At 51.7% G+C, this 18,770-nt stretch carries 12 protein-coding genes; 4 read left to right on the plus strand and 8 right to left on the minus strand.

Annotation, left to right across the window (positions count from 1 at the left end; translation table 11 throughout):
* The first annotated feature begins 437 nt into the window (after window positions 1–437).
* Window positions 438–2,381 (plus strand): glycosyl hydrolase family 18 protein, encoded by a 1,944-nt coding sequence (locus tag ACFVU8_RS22110; RefSeq protein ID WP_387430233.1) that lies wholly within the window; start codon window positions 438–440, stop codon window positions 2,379–2,381.
* Between the two features lie 37 nt (window positions 2,382–2,418).
* On the plus strand, window positions 2,419–4,869 hold the full coding sequence (locus tag ACFVU8_RS22115; protein ID WP_387430235.1) for a glycosyl hydrolase family 18 protein: 2,451 nt from the start codon (window positions 2,419–2,421) through the stop codon (window positions 4,867–4,869).
* A gap of 815 nt (window positions 4,870–5,684) precedes the next feature.
* Here the strand turns inward: ACFVU8_RS22115 and ACFVU8_RS22120 are convergent.
* The 3 genes from ACFVU8_RS22120 to ACFVU8_RS22130 all read right to left on the minus strand — a co-directional run bounded on the left by ACFVU8_RS22120 (window position 5,685) and on the right by ACFVU8_RS22130 (window position 8,374).
* On the minus strand, window positions 5,685–6,326 hold the full coding sequence (locus ACFVU8_RS22120; RefSeq protein ID WP_379469239.1) for an XTP/dITP diphosphatase: 642 nt from the start codon (window positions 6,324–6,326) through the stop codon (window positions 5,685–5,687).
* Window position 6,327: 1 nt separating this feature from the next.
* On the minus strand, window positions 6,328–7,086 hold the full coding sequence (gene rph / locus ACFVU8_RS22125) for a ribonuclease PH (RefSeq protein ID WP_066376752.1): 759 nt from the start codon (window positions 7,084–7,086) through the stop codon (window positions 6,328–6,330).
* A gap of 163 nt (window positions 7,087–7,249) precedes the next feature.
* Window positions 7,250–8,374 (minus strand): GerMN domain-containing protein, encoded by a 1,125-nt coding sequence (locus tag ACFVU8_RS22130; RefSeq protein ID WP_387430236.1) that lies wholly within the window; start codon window positions 8,372–8,374, stop codon window positions 7,250–7,252.
* A 206-nt stretch (window positions 8,375–8,580) separates the two neighbouring features.
* Here ACFVU8_RS22130 and ACFVU8_RS22135 point away from each other — a divergent pair, with 206 nt between their 5' ends.
* Entirely contained in the window at window positions 8,581–9,183 is a 603-nt protein-coding gene (locus tag ACFVU8_RS22135) for a phosphatidylglycerophosphatase A family protein (protein WP_387430238.1), read from the plus strand.
* 248 nt (window positions 9,184–9,431) lie between these two features.
* Here ACFVU8_RS22135 and ACFVU8_RS22140 read toward each other — a convergent pair whose 3' ends face one another.
* From ACFVU8_RS22140 to ACFVU8_RS22160, 5 genes are all read right to left on the minus strand, one after another.
* The gene (locus ACFVU8_RS22140) at window positions 9,432–10,469 is read right to left on the minus strand and encodes an MBL fold metallo-hydrolase (RefSeq protein WP_387430240.1); all 1,038 of its coding nucleotides are present in this window, start codon (window positions 10,467–10,469) and stop codon (window positions 9,432–9,434) included.
* Complete coding sequence (locus ACFVU8_RS22145) at window positions 10,470–11,204, minus strand: class I SAM-dependent methyltransferase (protein ID WP_379469247.1); 735 nt, start codon at window positions 11,202–11,204, stop codon at window positions 10,470–10,472.
* A 170-nt stretch (window positions 11,205–11,374) separates the two neighbouring features.
* On the minus strand, window positions 11,375–13,087 hold the full coding sequence (locus ACFVU8_RS22150; RefSeq protein WP_387430242.1) for a glycoside hydrolase family 13 protein: 1,713 nt from the start codon (window positions 13,085–13,087) through the stop codon (window positions 11,375–11,377).
* 531 nt (window positions 13,088–13,618) lie between these two features.
* A complete protein-coding gene (locus ACFVU8_RS22155; protein WP_379469251.1) occupies window positions 13,619–15,280 on the minus strand; it encodes a response regulator in 1,662 nt (553 codons plus the stop codon).
* A complete protein-coding gene (locus ACFVU8_RS22160) occupies window positions 15,277–17,097 on the minus strand; it encodes a cache domain-containing sensor histidine kinase (protein WP_379469253.1) in 1,821 nt (606 codons plus the stop codon). The genes ACFVU8_RS22155 and ACFVU8_RS22160 overlap by 4 nt, the downstream gene beginning before the upstream one ends.
* Before the next feature lie 197 nt (window positions 17,098–17,294).
* On the opposite strand from ACFVU8_RS22160, the gene ACFVU8_RS22165 reads away from it, so the two are divergent.
* Complete coding sequence (locus ACFVU8_RS22165) at window positions 17,295–18,668, plus strand: ABC transporter substrate-binding protein (protein WP_387430244.1); 1,374 nt, start codon at window positions 17,295–17,297, stop codon at window positions 18,666–18,668.
* Window positions 18,669–18,770 lie beyond the last annotated feature (102 nt).

Consider the following 18,770-nt stretch of genomic DNA (forward strand, 5'->3'; position numbering starts at 1 on the left):
AAAGGGTTTTTATGAGAATTAGTCTATATATTTGAAAATTTTATCCCTCTATTATGTAATTTTATCCCTAGCATATTAACAAAACTTAACCGAAAATAGAAATTACCTTCACCGCTTCATATGTAAATCATCCTTCTAATTCAACTTTTCCTATCCCTTCCAGTCTTTCTTAGCATTATCCCAACCCCTACAGGACGCGTCACATTCCAGAAGTTAGGAAAATTAACATTAAGTACACAGCATTAAAAGAAGCGCTTACAATTAATGCGAATTTGGGTTACTCTATCATTTTGCGGCTCTTTCTACATTTTATTAGCCTATTAAATGATAGAAATCAACAGGGTGAAGGTGAATCTTTTAAAACGATGGGGGTGAGCGCCAGAACTTCTTGCTGTACGGGTTTCGATCCAAACATGAACCAGGGAGGTAGTTCGTCAATGATATTCAAGAAAAAAAGCTCACGCAAAACCTTTGCCATCGGAATGGTCGCAGCACTTCTGGTTACCCTCTTCTCCGCTTTGGGTGCAAACATCAAAACCGCCAATGCGGCACAGGATTACAAGCTAGTTGGTTATTATCCTTCGTGGGCTGCCTATGCACGCAATTATAACGTATCGGATATCGACCCTACCAAGATGAATGTAATTAACTACGCGTTCGCTGATATCTGTTGGAATGGCATTCATGGCAATTCCGACCCTACCGGCCCGAATCCCGTAACCTGGACCTGTCAAAATGAGCAAGCTCAAACTATAAATGTTCCAAACGGCACGATTGTTCTCGGCGATCCTTGGATTGATGCCGGAAAGAGCTTCGGGGATGACAAATGGGATGATCCCATCAAGGGCAACCTGAAGCAGCTCTGGAAGCTGAAAGAGCGCAATCCGAACCTCAAAACCCTCATTTCCGTTGGCGGCTGGACCTGGTCGAACCGATTCTCGGACGTAGCAGCATCGGCGGCAACCCGTGAGGTATTTGCTAACTCCGCTGTTGATTTCATTCGCAAATACAAGATGGACGGCGTCGATCTCGACTGGGAATACCCGGTGAGCGGCGGTCTGTCTGGCAATAGTGTTCGTCCTGCAGACAGAGAGAACTATGTACTGCTCCTGCAAAAAATACGGGAGAAGCTGAACGCTGCCGGGCAAGCAGACGGCAAAACCTATCTGCTGACCATTGCCTCCGGCGCAGGTCCGTCTTATGTAGCTAATAATGATATGGCTGGCATCGCCTCTGTGGTCGACTGGATCAATATTATGACCTACGATTTTAACGGCAGCTGGAATCCTACCACCGGTCATAATGCTCCGCTGTACTACGATCCGGCTGCGGGCGCGTCCGGACTTACCGATCCGCAGAATTACAATATCGACAAGGCAATTACATCTCATTTGGCAAGTGGCGTGCCCGCCGGCAAGCTCGTAATGGGTATGCCCTTCTATGGTCGTGGCTATGGCGGAGCACCGAGTGCAGGCAATGGACAATATCAGGTATCGGCCGGCATTTCCGGCACAGGCACTTGGGAGAATGGAAGCTACGATTTCTATGACCTTGAAGCTAACTATATTAACAAGAACGGCTACACCCGATATTGGAATAATACCGCCAAGGTCCCTTATCTATATAACCCTTCGACCCGAATCTTCATCACCTATGACGATGTGGAGTCCTTCAGCTACAAAACCAGTTACCTGAAATCCAAGGGTCTGGCCGGCGCCATGTTCTGGGAGGTCAGCGGCGACCGTAACAAAACACTGCAGAACAAACTTATCGCGGATCTGGCCGGAGGCGTCGTGCCGACCCCTTCGCCATCAGCGACACCGTCCACAACACCGACCCCTTCCCCAACAGCAACACCAACTGCCACCGCAACACCAACAGCAACGGTAACACCTACGGCTACACCAACTGTAACACCTACGCCGACTACTACACCGGGACAATGCGCTGCAGCCTGGAGTGCCACATCCATTTATACCCAGGGTCAGCGTGCATCCTACAACGGATCGCTCTATGAGGCCAAATGGTGGACCCAAGGTGACCGTCCCGATCTTAGCGGCCCTGATGGTGTATGGAAATTCATCAGCGCATGCGGCGCTCCGACAGCTAGCCCAACAGCCACTGTAGCGCCAACGCCGACAGCAACGGTGGCTCCAACACCTACACCAACGCCGACGCCAACCGCAACAGTAGCTCCGACAGCTACACCTACACCAAGCCCAACAGTATCGCCGGGCGGTTCCGCCTGGGCGGCAGGTGTAGCGTACAAAGTCGGTGATGTGGTCAGCTATAGCGGCAAATCCTATACTTGCCTCCAGCCCCACACTTCCATTGTAAGCTGGGAGCCAGCTAATACACCGGCCCTGTGGAAACTGAACTAATCTTAGTACACGATCGAGTTCAAAGGAGGAATGCCCGATGAAAACAAATGCACGTTCAAGGCATCCGTTCCCCGCCCGTTTTCTCGCCGCTATGCTGAGCCTGATTCTGCTTATTCCGCTGTATGCGGGTGCTGGTGCCGGATCACAAAGTGTTGCCCAGGCTGAGGGAGCGAATGCTGCCGCAGTCCCGCCTGCTCCAGATCATCCCCGCAAGATTGTCGCCTATTTCCCGGAATGGGGAGACCAGGCGAACAAAGGCTTTTACACTGTTGATAAAATTCCGTGGAGCAAAATCACCCATATTAATTATGCCTTCGCCCAGGTGAACGCTCAGAATACAATTGAACTCATGGACCGCACAGCGGCCATTGAGAAGGATTACCCCGGACAATTGACCACTCTTCCGTTTAAAGGTCATTTCAACCAGCTTATCAAATTCAAGCAGCTCTATCCGGATGTCCGCACCCTGATATCGGTGGGTGGCTGGGCAGGCTCCGGTGGATTCTACAACATGGCCAATTCAGAAGCCGGACGGGAAACGTTCGCGAACAGTGTTATCAGCTTCCTGCGCACCTACCAATTCAACGGCGTGGATATCGACTGGGAGTATCCGTCTGGAACGGCACAGTCCGGAAACCCTAATGATTTTGGGGCAGCGGAGCCGCTGCGCGGCGTGAATTATAACAACTACGTTTTGCTTATGAAGAAGCTGCGGGAGAAGCTGGATCAAGCTGGCGCACAGGACAACCAAAAGTATGATCTCACTGTCGCTGCCACGGCTTCCTCCTGGATTCTCGGCGGCATGAAGCTGGGAGAGGCTAATCAATATCTGGATTGGGCCAATCTCATGACCTATGATTTTCACGGAGCGTGGAACGGTTATGTCGGACCGCATTCTGCCCTGTACCCAGACTCCCGGGATACGGAGACCACCGCTCTGGGGACGCCCGTCCTGAACACCGATTGGGCCGTCCGCTACTATCTGGGCACTCTGCCCCCGGAGAAAATCGTGATTGGCGTTCCCTATTATTCAAGAGGCTGGAAGAATGTAAGCGGCGGTATCAACAACACCGGCCTCTACGGCACGGCACCGACCACCGGAGGCGGCGCGGACGGCGATTATGGGATTTGGAATGATCCAGCGCCGGAGCAGCCTGCCGGAGCAAATCCGATCTGGCACATCCTCAATCTGCTCAAGGACCCGGCGAACAAGCGCTACTTCGATCCTGTAACTAAAACCCCTTACCTCTTCAATGCAGATAAGAAAATATTCTTGACCTATGAAGACCAGGAATCTCTTGGCTACAAGCTCGATTACATCAAGCAAAAGGGCCTCGGCGGCATGATGTTCTGGGAGCTGACCGGCGACTACTCCCAACAAGCGGACGGCACTTACACGTACGGCACATCACTAACCGATTACGCCTATAATCAACTCAAGAATGCTACACTGCCGGGCGGACCTCCCAAGCCGCAGCTTCCAGCACCGAAGAACTTCAGCATCAACTTCAGCGGAGCCTATGACCATCCGAACTATACCTACTCTCTGAAGATTACAAACAACACCGGCGCCGATATTCCGGGCGGCTGGAAGCTGGAATTTGATTTGCCTACCACTACCACCCTGACTTCCGCCTGGGGAGCAGGCACTGTGGAGCAAATCGCTACAGCCTGGGACTTCAACCGCTACCGTATTACCGGTACGGCCAGCCAGACTCTCGCGAATGGAACAACCCTGGACATTCCAGGGATGATGAAGCTGAATTTTTCCGGCGGTCCGCAACGGGTCACGCTTAACGGAAGCTCATCCCAGCAGGAGTATGACAAACTGTACGGAGGTGTCACGCCGACACCGACGCCTTCTGCGTCAACAACACCTACACCGTCACCTACGCCGACAGCTAAACCAACTACTGCTCCGACAGCAACACCATCGGCTACAGCAACAGTGACACCTTCAGCCACACCGACAGCTACACCAACATCAACACCAACATCAACACCAACACCGACGCCAGCACCGTCGACTGCACCAACCGCAACGCCAACACCTAGCGCTACTCCAACGCCGGGGTCGTGTACGGCTGCAGCCTGGAATGCATCCTCAATCTACACGCAAGGCCAGCGTGCATCCTACAACGGCTCGCTGTATGAAGCGAAATGGTGGACTCAGGGCGACCGTCCTGATCTCAGCGGTCCGGATGGCGTCTGGAAATTCATTAGTGCTTGCGGAACGCCGACAGCTACACCTGCTGCCACTGCAACCCCTTCACCGACAGCTGCGCCAACTGCAACGGTGACACCGACACCAGCGACTACGCCGACACCGACGCCTTCACCGGCTGGCACAGCCTGGGCAGTAGGGATTGCTTACAAAGCAGGCGATACCGTCAGCTACAGCGGCAAGACGTATGCCTGTCTCCAGCCCCACACCTCCTTAACAGGCTGGGAGCCTGCTACTACCCCTGCACTTTGGAAGCTGCTCTAGCAGGCTTCAGTCGAGTAGATTGTGTAGCTTAAAGTGGCTTAGTGTGCCTTGGAGTAGATTGAGTAGCTTGAACTGGCTTAGTGTGGCTTGGGTAATTGGCGCATCTGAGTAAAACATCTGTAGCCGGGCATTCCTAAGTCTGGCGAGCAGAGACGGTTGAACCCGGGGGATAGACGAGTCACAGCGACCAGAGTCCACATTTGGGAGTCCACACTTCACACTTCGCCTGAATATTGGTCTAAGCCCGCGTTTGAGCATAAAGTGATTTTGACGATTGGATAGCAGGAAAATATACCGTTAAATGCTTTCGTTTATCTTATTTATCGCAAATAACTGGATTTTCTCCCGTTAAAAACCTCTTTTATCCGTAAAACGCGTAAATCAGAAGAAATTAACGGGAGTTTTTCCAGTTATTTTTTAAAAAAGTAAAGACCTTAGCCAAAATAACAGGAACTATTCCCGTTATTCCCGTGCCCTATCGAGCGAAATTGATCTTTTAGCACATGTCTTACCTGAAGAGCTAACCTTTTGTGTATGAATGATTCAAAGTAGATTCAAAGGAAACTCAAAGGGTGCATTTTCTTGTATTAGACGACAAAACGGACCTTATTAAGACGAGGACGTCATTTTCGAATCAACGTGGCGTTCTAAAATGCGCTTTATTACTGAAGATTTTCATAAAGCAAAATAAGCTTGCAGAACCAAGGTCCAAACCTTGTCCTGCAAGCTTATTTATGTACCCGTAGCTCCCGCTAAAAGGGGAGGCTGTAAATCCTGCTATCGTCTGGCTTACGCTGACACGAAGCGATCAGCCTTTATGGCCGCACGCCGCCTTGCGCCGCGAGCTTCTCGGTCAGCGCCCGAAGTGCTGCGCCCCGGTGGCTAATACCTTGCTTCTCGGTCAGAGTCAGTTCCGCCATCGTCTTCTCATACCCTGGCAGGTAGAACAGCGGATCATAGCCAAAGCCCCCAGCCCCGGAAGGCTCAGAAGTAATCCAGCCGTCCACTGATCCTTCTGCCGTGAGCTCCTGTCCCGTGGACGGATCATAGAGCGACAAGGTGCACACGAACCGGGCTGTGCTCAAGAGCGGTTGGTCAGTGTCCTCCCCCTGCTTCAACCCTTCCAGTTCGCCGAGCAGCTTCAAGTTATTGTCCGAATCTGTGGCGCCTTCACCAGCATAACGGGCAGAATAGACGCCTGGTCTGCCATCAAGCGCATCTACGCATAGTCCTGAATCATCGGCAAGCACAGGCAGCCCGAGGGCATCACCCACTGCCTTCGACTTCTTGAACGCATTCGCAGCAAAAGTCTCGCCATCCTCTACCACATCAGGCAGCTCAGGATAATCATACATGCTCTTGACTGTCAGTCCCAGAGGCTCAAAGGCATGCTGGAATTCTCGCAGTTTCCCTTTGTTCTTCGTAGCTACAATAAGAATATCACCTGCGGAGCTCATACTAGACCTCCTGACCTGGCTGACCCGATTGGATTTTCAGAGCGACCTCGCCCAGAACTTCTTTCTGTGCGGCAATCAGCTCGTAAACCCCCTTCTCGCCAAGTCCTAACAGCTGATCCAGCTCCTGACGTGTGAAGGGTCTGTCTTCACCAGTGCCTTGCAGTTCCACAAATGCACCAGCGCCGGTCATAACGACATTCATATCGACTTTCGCTTTGGAATCCTCTTCATAGTTCAAGTCAAGCAGAGCTTTATCACCCACAACTCCGACACTGATGGCTGCGAGGTAATCTGTGACTGGGAATTGACTCAATTTGCGGTCGTGTGCCAGCTTGTTGATGGCGAACACCATGGCTACAAAAGCACCTGTGATCGAAGCGGTCCGGGTTCCCCCGTCCGCCTGAATTACATCACAGTCCAGGGTGATGCTCCGCTCGCCTAAAGCCTGCAGATTCACAACGGAACGCAGTGCCCGGCCAATCAGCCGCTGGATCTCCATCGTCCGGCCCGTCAGCTTGCCCCGAGCGGCTTCCCGCTGGTTACGAGTCTGGGTAGCCCGTGGGAGCATGGAATACTCTGCGGTTACCCAGCCTTTGCCTTGTCCCTTCAGAAAGGGCGGAACCTTCTCTTCCACTGTCGCTGTACAGATCACCTTGGTATCGCCCATCTCTATAAGTACAGAGCCCTCGGCATATTTATTTACTTGGGTCGTTATCTTCACGTGACGCAATTCGTCGACGTTTCGCCCGTTTGATCTCATCTTTTCTGCCTCCTACATCGAATAGCTAAAAGTTTGTCCTGGCCGTTTCCCCATACGCCTGCCCGCAGTTTGAACCGCGAGCGTAAGCGCACGTTTTTTGCGCAACCTTTATTCTACCAAAGAGCAGGCACAAAAGCATCTTTTTGACCGCCACAATCAGTGATTAGAGCGGCAAGTCGTTCACATATTCCGGGGCCGAAACCGGCTTACCGTAATCCACATGATCCGTTCCAGTCACCGCAGTCTTTCCGTTCATCACAATCTGTACAAGGGAATCCTCTGCATTCTGAGCGACCGTAAGTACGACAGATTCCAGCATTTCCGCCGGTACGTCCTTGGCATCAGCGAACATATCGTCACTCAGCGATACAGTAACCACACCGTTCTGCCCCGCATCCACAGAATCCAGCTTCGTCCCCTCCGTCATCACCATCTGCAGACCGTTATCTGATTCCGGACCTGTAATCAATTCATTCAGCGCTGCCTTGAGCGGCTCTTGCGCTGGGTCTACAAAACGGGTGACCGGAACATAATATTGAGTACCATCAGGCGATTCTGCGGAAAAATAAACCGTAACCGCACTGGAATTCATAACGTTCGTGCTGTGTTTCGGCAGGTTAATGCCCATAGTGCGGGAGAGGGGGCGATCCAGCGGTGTACCCTTGAGCGGCATTTCGGTCAGTTTTTTGCCGTCTACCCATAACTGAACGCCTTTGATATCGTCCTGTCCGGTCAGCGTCCAGGTGACCGCCTCCAGCAGCTTCCGCTCATCCTTAGCTTCATAGGAACCGAAGGAATCATTGAACTCAACTACGGCAAGTCCCGTTGCAGCATCCACGGTGACATCTTTCACAGCTGTTCCGGCAGGCAGTACGCCTTGAAACCCGCCTGGAAGCGAAGCTGCCAGTGGGCCTTGGCTTACCAATGCGGTAAGTGAGTTCTTCAGCGTAGCACTCTTATCACCCTTGGGCAGCGCGAGCGAGATCGGTGCGAGAAGGCCGTGTTCATCCTCCAGATATACCGTGGTGCGCGGACCATCGGCTTTGGCCGTCGATGCCTTCTTATCCTTGCTTGCACCGTTACCTGTATCTTCTTCCGTCACTCGCCCCATCACACCAGAATCCAGTGTAGAATCCCCGCTGATCTGAAGCATCTGCGCTTCGACCTCACTTGGCGGCGGATCAACTGCGGCAGATTCCGAACCAAACCAGTTGCAGCCGGAGAGCGTGAGCGGAACGGCCAGCAGGCAGGCTGCGGACAAGCCGCGGATATATTGCTTTCGATTCATAATGAATTGCCCCTTTCAAGGTTGGATAAGCATTTAATACTGCTATGTATACGAGCCCTCTGTCCAAAAAATAACAAGAGCTTATCCTAATTTCGCCTTTCTGGACAAATCTGTCTCATAAAAGTAAAATTCCAAGTACAGCGGAAAGATTATATCGACCTGAACCACCGCTGATAACCAACGACTCATTAACGGGGTGACTGAGCATGGCTGATGCAAAAATGCCTTACAGTCTGAACAGCAAGGCGGTCGCAGACGCAACCTATGCCTGGCTGCACAAACGTGGAGTAACACTGCTGGAAATTGCAGAGCTGGTAATGCTGCTACAGCAAAAATATTATCCGGGCCTAACGATGGACGAGTGCGTTCACAACGTCGAGATGGTGCTGAGCAAGCGGGAAGTACAGAATGCGGTGCTGACTGGTATTCAGCTGGATATTCTGGCCGAGGAAGGCAAGCTATTCCCGCCGCTTCAGGATATGATTGAAAATGATGAGGGTTTATACGGGGTGGACGAGATTCTCGCCTTCTCCATTGTCAATGTGTACGGCAGTATCGGCTTCACCAACTACGGTTATGTAGATAAGCTGAAGCCAGGGGTACTGGAGCGCTTGAATGATAAGAGCACAGGACAGGTTCATACCTATCTCGATGATATTGTAGGTGCTGTGGCCGCAGCGGCAAGCAGCAGAATTGCCCACCGTAAGCAGGCCGAGCGGGAAAAAGATTATGGGCTGGCACATACTCCGGAGGACAGCGAACCTGCCGCCAATAAGACGGCACCTCAGGATCGGGAACAGCCAGAATAATTCCTAAGCCCGAAATGATGTAGATTATCCGCATCAAAGTTCGCGCAAAGTCTCTCTTGGATGGACCAAAAAGTCCCCGGACATGCTCTATAGGACAAAGAAGCCTCCATTCCCACTCGTAAAGTGGTATGGAGGCTTTATTATGATACAGGAATCGCACAATCACCGGTAACCTCGTGGAATCATTCAATAAGCGTAATCTTGTACTATGCTTGATAATGATAAAAGCAGCTTATCGTGGGATTGCGTCATCCCGACTTCGCCAGTGCAAACAAAATGGCGTCCTCCGTACCGGACTCCACAATTCGGCCCCGCCGCACCAGCTCGGCGAGGTGGGCCAGCGCTTCGCTCATGGCGAAGCGCATCTGATGCGCCGTTGTCACCCGGCCCCGGAACAAGGCTTCGCAGATTGCGAAGCCGCTGAGCGGGCCGCCTTGCAGCAGCGCCTCGGCGGTGTCCAGCCGTTCCTCGTGGTGACGGAGCAGACTCTGGGTCCGCTCCGTAAAGCCACTGAACGGCTCCCGGTGACCCGGATACGCGAAGCTCACCGGGTAACGCCCAAGCTGCTCTAGTCCCTGCAGGAACGTGAGCAGCGGCCTATCATCGCCGCCAGGATGCAGGCCGATGTTGGGGGAAATCTGCGGCAGCACGGCATCGCCGCAGATCATAGCCCCGCTGCCGGCGTGGTAGAAGGAGACATGCCCCGGGGCATGTCCTCCCGTCACCACCGGCTGCCACACCCGGCCGCCCATCGTAAAGGGCGCCGCGTGATCAAGGGCGGTAATCTCCGGCTGCGGGGTGACCTGCGGCGTGAAGCTCTCCAGGTGAACCCGGATTTCCGCCGTCAGGGCCTCCGGCATGCCATGTCTGGCAAAGAACAGAGGCAATGCCTCATTCATTATGGACTTCTCGCCCCACATTAGTGACGCCTCGGCATGGGCACGCTTCGTCATCCACACCTTGCCGCCGCTGCGTTCCTGCATCCATCCGGCCAATCCATAATGGTCGGGGTGATGATGCGTAACAACGATATCCCGCACCTGTTCCCATCGCAAGTCCAGCTCCTTCATTACACCCTGCCAAGCCAGCACACTTTCCTCTTTATGCGGACCAGGGTCTATTACCGTGACCGTTCCGTCCGCCCCCGGCAATAGATAGCTGTTCACCCGGCGCAGTGGCGGATCCATCGGTACCGATATCTGCAGAATCGCGCCATTGTCCCAAGAAGTGATGTCGGCTTTCCGCGGGAAGCCTTCGTCTTCGGAAATTCTTTTGCCCGATACCATCTACGGCCGTACGCCCCGGAAAATCATCCGCTTGGAAGTCTCCGCATCATAATCAGCTTCGTCATAGCTCCCATGAACAGACTGAATCCGCAGCCCCGCCTGCTCCAGCATCTCACGAAATTTCTCCAGTGAATACAGCTTTACCCGTTCATGATAACGACGGGGTTCCCCGTCTGTCCCTGCAGTCAGAATAATATCTTTTTTCACATAGCCGTCCTCAATCACTCTATGCTCTTCAATATGATTTAAGCCGTCTTCACGTGTAGAATGGGGAACCAGATGATGGATAACATAAGCAGGGTTCAGAAAATCAATAATGAATCTGCCCCCGGGCTTCAGCATACGGTAGATCTCCCGAAGTACCTTTACCTGCTCCCCATCCTCTTCGAAGTAGCCGAATGAAGTGAACAGGTTCACCACCGCATCAAAGCCGCCTTCCAGGGGAAGCTCCCGCATATCCGAGCGAATCCAGGTTACCTGCTCCGCTCCTTCTTGTGACCGTGCCTCACGCAGCAGCGCTTCTGATAGGTCCACACCAGTGACATTGAAACCGGCTTCCGCCAAGGCCAGCGAATGACGGCCCATCCCGCAGCACAGATCCAGTACGTTCGAACCCGCCGGCAGATCCAGCCAATTGATCATCTGCTCTACCTCTCGCCGCGCGCCTCCGAAGTCACGGTGCCTATAGACGATCAGATAATCCTCACCGAAGCTCTTCTCATACCACTCAGCCATTATGTCTCTCCTCTCCAAACTGCTTCCCATTCATGCCTTATGTATATTACCGTTTATTGTAACGCCTTTTCCATTTAAAGCAAAGTCGCAGCCGTGGTAAAAAAACAACAGGCCGGGAGCAACTCCCCGCCTGTCTTCTGTATTGAATGCGTCCTGGCCATTCATTGTTCTTAAGCTCCGTTCGCGGCGCCGTCTTTCAGACTCTGCAAGTAGACCCTGGCTTCATATGGACGAAGCTTTAGATGAGCCAAGTCCTCCCCTTTTTCCAGAGGATAGTTGGATATCAGCAGTTGACTCTTCTCCGATACGACCCCGGATGGTAGCTGACATACAGGCTCCCGGTCAAAAAAGTTCAGGATAACCAGCAACTGCTGATCCTCAAGGGTCCGGCTGTAGACATAAATTTCATTATCACCCGGTAACAGCAAATCATATTTACCATAGACGATTACCTTATGCTGCTTTCTTAGCGCAATCAATTGCCTATAGTAGTGATAGATAGAGTCAGGGTCCTTAATTGCGTTCATGGCGTTGATCTCCAGCGCATTGGAGTTCACCTTAAGCCACGGAACACCGGTCGTGAAGCCACCTTCGTGACTGTCATCCCATTGCATGGGTGTGCGGGCGTTATCACGGCTTTTAGCATGAATCGCAGCCATGATCTTCTCTTCAGGTACCCCCGCACGACGTCTCTCTTCATAATAATTCAGTGTCTCTACATCCCGGTAATTATCGATGGATTCAAAGGCGACATTCGTCATCCCGATCTCCTCGCCCTGATAGATATAAGGCGTGCCCTCCAGCATGTGGATGAAGGTCGCCAGCATTTTAGCCGACGGGACACGATAATAGAGATCATTCCCGAACCGTGACACCGAGCGTGGCTGGTCATGGTTGCAAAGGTAATTAGCGTTCCAGCCCTGGTCATGTAGAACCGTCTGCCAGTTCGTGATAATCTGCTTGAGGTCCAGCAGACTCCACGGCACGACATCCCATTTTCCACTGCCCGGGGAAGCCGCATCGATGAACATATGCTCGAACTGGAAGGTCATATTCAGCTCCCGCCGTCCGTCACCGACATAATCCAGCGCCTGCTCCGGACCCAGTCCTGATGTCTCGCCCACCGTCATGATGTCGTAGTAATACAGCACCTGGTCATGCAGGTTCTGCAGCAGGGTGTGCACATTTTCCAGGTTGGAGAACATCTCATATGCCCTTACGGTTGGCGTCCCTGCAGGATTCAGGGCATCCGGGTAACCGTGGGTCTTAGCAATATGCGCAATCGCATCGAAACGAAAGCCATCGACACCCTTCTTCAGCCACCACTGCACCATTTCATGCAGCTTGTCGATCACCACAGGATTCTCCCAGTTCAAGTCCGGCTGGTACTTGGAGTACAGATGAAGATAATATTCATCCGTCTGGGGATCAAGCTCCCATACCGAACCGCTAAAGTAGGACTCCCAATTGTTCGGCGGACCGCCATTCTTCCCTTTTCTCCATATATAATAGTCTCGCTTGGGATTATCCTTCGAGGCTCTGGATTCTATGAACCAAGGATGCTCATGGGAAGTATGATTCAGCACAAGATCCATCATCAGCTTCATGCCTCGGGCATGGATTTCACGCAGCATCGTGTCAAAATCATCCATCGTACCGAATTCCTTCATAATGTCGCAATAATCACTGATATCATAACCATTATCATGGTTCGGCGATTTATAAATCGGGCAGATCCAGATCATATCCACGCCCAGCTCCTGCAAATAATCCAGCTTCGAGATGACGCCGCGCAAATCCCCAATGCCATCGCCATTGCTGTCCTTGAAGCTGATCGGATAAATCTGGTATACCACACTTTCTTTCCACCATTTGGGGTTCATGATGAGATCCTCCTTCTGTGCAGCGTCCGCATGAGTACAGCTCGACTAGACAAGGACCAGGCTGCACGAACACGTAAATATATTTTAACCACTGGGGCAGAAGGAGATAACATCTTGCTATAATTCTTCCGAATCCTCCCGTGTAATCAAGCAAGCAGCCTCAATCTACAGGGCTTGGGAATAACGGGAATAACTCCTGTTATTTTAATTAAAACTCCTGCTTTTCTAAAAATAACTGGAAAAACTCCCGCTAATCCCCTCATATTTAGACCGTTATGAATAAATAGAGGTATTTAACAGGAGAAATTCCAGTTATTAAATGAAAATGAAGCAAAAACGAACGATTAACGGTACATTTTCCCGCTATCCAAGCCCCTCTTAACCTAGAATGAGGGGCTCGGATAGTGAATATTACGGTGAAGTGTTCTTCCAGGTTCAAGGATCTCTAGTCGCTGAACTTATAAATGATCGGCTACGGAGTGTTACTCCAGATAGCCCAGAACCAAGGGTTCATTTTGTTTTGTTCTCAGACTATTTCTCCAGACCCTTCTGGTATTGTGAAGGCGTGAGTCCCGTCCATTTCTTGAATGTCGCGCTGAAATGGCGTTCCTCTCCGTATCCGACCAGCTTCGCCACTGCATACATCTTCAGGTTCTGCCGGAGCAGCTTCTTCGCTTCCTCCACCCGATATTGGTGCAGATAATCCAGAAAGTTCACACCCAACTCTTGTCTGAACAATGAGCTTAAATACGTATTAGACACGTAAGCTTCCTTGGCTACATACTCCAGCGTCAGGTTCGTGTTGTATTTTTGCCTGATAATCTCCAGCGCCGTTACCACGGTGCGGTGCAGCGGACGATGGTTGGAGAATGCTTCGACGACACTTTGCATCACCATGTTCAGGATCGCCGACAGCTCTTCCAGCGTCTCCACCTGCGGGGCCTGTTCCATCCAGTTCACCAGATGCTGCTTCCATTCAAATCCGGCTACCTGCTTCTCTTGGGTCAGCCGCTTCAGACGTACCACCAGCGCCGTCGCCCGGATATTGACTTCCTGCTTAAGACTGCCCGGATTGCTACGAAAGCGCTCCAGCCATCGCTCCAGCAAGTCCAGAGCGACTTCATAGCTGCCCGCCGTTACGGCAGACAACATCTCATCCTCCAGAGCGTTAAGCCCTTCATCATCCAAAATACTGACCAATTCGGCAGAAGGACCGGATTGTCCCGCGGTTCCTTCGGAGTAAAAATAGACCCCGCCCTTGCCGTTCAGAAAACGCAATTCCATCGCCTGGTTCGCTTCCATGTAGGACAGATGCGCTTCCGAAAGATGTGTGCGACAGGAGCCGACAGCAATACTGATCGACAGCTTGAGATATTTCTCCAGATTGTCCTGCAGCTTTCCAATGTCATCCTTCAGATTCGCAGGCGCCCGATAAACCTTCCGCTGATCACCTGCCGCAAGGCCACTACCGATCCACAGCAGGTGATTCCCGTCATGAAAGGTCTCGATACGGCCTTTATAGATTGGCCCCAGCGTCTCTCTGATAATATTGAGCGCTGCATATCGCAGCAAGACAAAATCCTGCCCTTTACTTCTCGCGGAAAGCGGCTCGATGTCAAAGCTGATGAGACCGATCTGAGGTCCTTCGGGCGCAATTGCCATGGACAGTTCTTCAATCAATTCCTCGCGGCGTTCCAGCGGAACGGGGGGATGATGAATCCACTGTGACAGCACCTGGCTTTTGACCAATGGAGCATTCTTATGCCAGGAACGCTCCTTCTCGAACAGCACATTCTCCTGACTACGTTGGGCTTCGATAGCATTCTTGGCTTTCAGCACTGTCTTCAGAATCTCTTCGGGGCGGCAGGGCTTCAGCACATAATCCACAACGCCCAGAGAGATTGCTTGCTTGGCATAGGAGAATTCATTGTAGCCGGATAGAATAATCGAGCGAAAGCCATAGCCCTTACGCTGAGCAGCTTCAATCAATTCCAGCCCGTTCATCTGCGGCATCCGAATATCCGTCAGCAGGAGATCCGGTGGATGATTCTCCATTAGCGCCAGGGCCTCGGTGCCGTTACCCGCTTCGCCAACCACTTCAATTTGATGTGACCTCCAGTCAATCATGTTTACAATACCTTCACGAATGGTATCTTCATCTTCGGCAATCAGCAGCCTCAGCTTCATCATCATGGCCCCTCCACAGCGATCTGAATAATAATGCGGGTTCCCATTCCTTCAATGCTCTCAATTTCCAACTGGGTTCCTGTAAAGAATAGCTCCAGCCGTTCTTGTACATTGGCAAGGGCAAACCCGGTACGGCTCCCGTTCTCAGGCTCCACTAGCGGCTTGCGCAGCTCCAGACGCTGGCGCAGTTCCTTCAGTCCTTCCGGCGTAATGCCTACTCCGTTGTCCTGCACCTCCAACACAATCATCCGCTCGTTGCGGTACGCGCGGATAGCAATGAGCCCACTGCCAGACAACGGCTCAATGCCATGAATGACAGCGTTCTCGGCCAGCGGCTGCAGCAGCAGCTTAGGCACGATGAAATCTTTCAGGCTGTCGTCCAGGAAGATCTCGAATTGGAAGCGGTCACGAAAACGGTTCTTCTGCAGAAACAAATAATTGGTGACAAGCTCCATCTCCTGCTCCAGCGTAAACGTATCCCGGCCGTCATTCAGGCTAAGCCGGAAGACTTGGGAGAGAGAGTAGACCATGTCAGCAATCTCCTTGTCGCCCTTCTTCTCGGCCTCCCAACAAATTGTATTCAAAGTGTTGTAGAGAAAATGCGGGCGAATCTGTGCTTGAAGCGTTTTCAATTCTGCTTCGCGCTGCTTGAGCGTGGAGGCATAAACATCGTTGATCAATGATTTGATGCGCTGTACCATGAGATTATAGCCATGGCCCAGCAGTCCAATCTCGTCGTTACCTTCGAAAAATACGCGCTGCGAGAAATCCCCGGTCTGCAATCTCCGCATCGAGCGTGACAGCTTCTTAAGGGGCTTTGTAATGGCCGCTGCCGCAAACCAGGTCACCATCAAACTCATGATCAGGCACAGGCAGGCAATGGTGAACGTCACCTGGGAGATCTGTCCCAGTTCCTTCACAAGCTGCCGCTTGGAGTGAACAACGACAACATACCAGCCGGTCAGCTCGGACTGAAGATGCGACACAATCCATTGGTCATGACCGACAGCTTGATCCAGCCTTTCCTTCACCGTCAAAGCAGGATTGCTGTCCGCTAAATACGGAAGTTCAATATCCTGCTTACCGATCCAGCTCCGGTTCGAGGCCGTAATGACCATACCCTGCCGGTCGATGACGAACATATCCACATCATCCTTGGAATTATCGAGATATTGGCTGCCAATCCTCCCTGCATCCACCCCGATCACGGCTAAGCCTGCCGGTTGCAGGGTATATACATTCTTGATGATTCGAGATAGGACAATCTTATGATAATGATCCCCGACGAAGATCCCGTCGGAAGGTCTAGTCAAACCAAAGGTCGGACTACCCGCTGCGGCAACCGCCTCAGCATAATATGAGGTATGTACGAAATCAGAGAACTTCATAGCGGTCGTCAATCCAGCCTGATTGGTGGCAAAGGGCTCCGCCGCCTGGTTCTGGTCCTGAAGCGTGTACAAGATCAACGACTGGATAGAATTGCTGGCAATCATCAGGTTCGTTACTGTCTTGAAGACAGAATTGCGGTCATGCTGCGCCTCCGTTGACGCATTCAGAAGCCGCTGCACGCCTTCATCCAGAAACATTGTGTTGGAAAAGGAAACCATACCTTTCACCATCTCGTCGATCTGCTCTGTCGTCTTCTTGGTCAAATGGTCCTGGGATTGCCTCATCTTCTCCACGACCTGCTGGGAGGATATTCTGTAGGAATTCCAGCCCATCGCGAATATCGTTACGAGGAGCAAGGGCACAAACCACAGAAGCAGCTTGAACTGGAGCGGAAGATGGCGGTAACGGCTCACAAGGCGGAATTTATGGACCATGGGAACCACCTTCTTTTATAAATAGGAGTTTATTGGTAAAACAATTATAGCGTAAAACCGAAATGGCCGGTCACGCTTTTTACAAGAACTGAAAAATGAGTACATATTTCTTAATTTTGGACCATGTTTAAGCGGGCTAGAACCTTTTAAGATGAGAATGCAACGAAAATATGACATCTCCAAAAAAAGGTGGGTTTATGATGAACGGAAAAGGAATAAAGCTTGTGCTGGCAAGTCTGATGGTGTCAGTCGGACTGGCAGGCTGCGGCGGCGGCAATAATGCACCAGCTGCGAATACGCCTACAGATGCACCGAAGTCCACGGATACTGCTGCCACTAACTCAGGCGGAAATGCTCCCGAAGAGAAAGTTACACTAAAGTTCTTCACCGCACTCGCGGATCGCGCCAACGGCTCCGGCAAAGTGGAACAGGATATTATTGATGCATACATGAAAGAGCATCCCAACGTAAAAATAGAAGTGGAAGCGCTTCAAGATGAGCCCTACAAATCCAAAATCAAAGTCTATGCTTCCAGTAACCAGCTGCCGGACATCATCCAGGCCTGGGGTCAACCGTCTTTCCTGAGCCCGCTGCTGGATAACGATCTGCTGCTTGAACTGAACAAGTCTGACTTTGAAGGCGATCAGTTTGTAGCCGGTTCCATGGACGGATTCAGCAAAGACGACAAGCTGTACGGTTTGCCACGCGGAGCCGACTATATGGTCATGTACTATAACAAAAAAATCTTCGCCGACAATGGCATTGAAGTACCTAAGACTACTGCCGAGCTGATGGATGTTGTTAAAAAGCTTCGCGACAAGAAGATCAACCCGATTGCTATGAACGGTATGGATGCCTGGACTCTGCCAATCTGGTATGAATTTGCCGCTCAGCGTGTGAACGGTGATTTCAACAAAATGGATGAAGCGGTTGCCCGCAAAATCTCCTTCACTGACGCTGATCTCGTTACTGCTGCCAAAGACATGAAGGCATTCGCGGATGCCAAAGCCTTCGCTGACGGCTGGCTAACAGCTGACTACGGCGCAGCGCGCAACCTGTTCGGTCAAGGTCAGGCTGCGATGTTCTTTATGGGTGCCTGGGAATCCGGTCTAGCTACTGACGAGAACTTCTCGGAAGACTTCCGCAACAATGTCGGCGCATTCGCCTTCCCTGCTTCTGACAAAGGCAAGACTACAGATGTCGCTGCATGGTACGGCGGCGGTTATGCTGTCAGCAAGAACTCCAAGCATCCAGAGGCTGCAGTAGATTTCCTGAAATACTTCTTCACTCCAGAGAACTGGTCCAAATTGCTCTGGCAAGCCGGCGCGGGTACACCTGCGCAGCAGTTTGACCAATTCCTGACTGGCTCTGAAACCAATCTCCAAAAAGAACTTATCGACGTCTTCAGCACTATGACATCTTCCAGCGGCACGCCGCTGCAGGATATCGGTGACGATGAGTTCAAGCAGAAGGTTATGGAGGCTCACCAAAGCTTGCTGTCCGATAAAATGTCTGCCGAAGATTTCGCCAAAGCGCTGGATGCCGCTTCGGATAAATTCGCCGGCAAGTAAGTCATAGGCTTGCACATCCCCCTATCCTTAAGACCCCCGGCTTATTCCAGAGCCGGGGGTTTTCTTTTTAAAAAATACATACAACGATCTGAAATTTACGGC

It is taken from the genome of Paenibacillus sp. NPDC058177, from assembly GCF_042883835.1.
Taxonomy (GTDB): Bacteria; Bacillota; Bacilli; order Paenibacillales; family Paenibacillaceae; genus Paenibacillus_AQ; species Paenibacillus_AQ agri.

Excerpts from the sequence above, each read along its gene's own strand:
- ACFVU8_RS22145 (WP_379469247.1), bottom strand. The coding sequence starts at position 11,204 with ATGGCTGAGTGGTATGAGAAGAGCTTCGGTGAGGATTATCTGATCGTC.
- ACFVU8_RS22135 (WP_387430238.1), top strand. The coding sequence starts at position 8,581 with ATGGCTGATGCAAAAATGCCTTACAGTCTGAACAGCAAGGCGGTCGCA.
- ACFVU8_RS22165 (WP_387430244.1), top strand. The coding sequence starts at position 17,295 with ATGATGAACGGAAAAGGAATAAAGCTTGTGCTGGCAAGTCTGATGGTG.
- ACFVU8_RS22115 (WP_387430235.1), top strand. The coding sequence starts at position 2,419 with ATGAAAACAAATGCACGTTCAAGGCATCCGTTCCCCGCCCGTTTTCTC.
- ACFVU8_RS22155 (WP_379469251.1), bottom strand. The coding sequence starts at position 15,280 with ATGATGATGAAGCTGAGGCTGCTGATTGCCGAAGATGAAGATACCATT.
- ACFVU8_RS22130 (WP_387430236.1), bottom strand. The coding sequence starts at position 8,374 with ATGAATCGAAAGCAATATATCCGCGGCTTGTCCGCAGCCTGCCTGCTG.
- ACFVU8_RS22120 (WP_379469239.1), bottom strand. The coding sequence starts at position 6,326 with ATGAGCTCCGCAGGTGATATTCTTATTGTAGCTACGAAGAACAAAGGG.
- ACFVU8_RS22140 (WP_387430240.1), bottom strand. The coding sequence starts at position 10,469 with ATGGTATCGGGCAAAAGAATTTCCGAAGACGAAGGCTTCCCGCGGAAA.
- ACFVU8_RS22160 (WP_379469253.1), bottom strand. The coding sequence starts at position 17,097 with ATGGTCCATAAATTCCGCCTTGTGAGCCGTTACCGCCATCTTCCGCTC.
- ACFVU8_RS22110 (WP_387430233.1), top strand. The coding sequence starts at position 438 with ATGATATTCAAGAAAAAAAGCTCACGCAAAACCTTTGCCATCGGAATG.
- ACFVU8_RS22150 (WP_387430242.1), bottom strand. The coding sequence starts at position 13,087 with ATGAACCCCAAATGGTGGAAAGAAAGTGTGGTATACCAGATTTATCCG.
- rph (WP_066376752.1), bottom strand. The coding sequence starts at position 7,086 with ATGAGATCAAACGGGCGAAACGTCGACGAATTGCGTCACGTGAAGATA.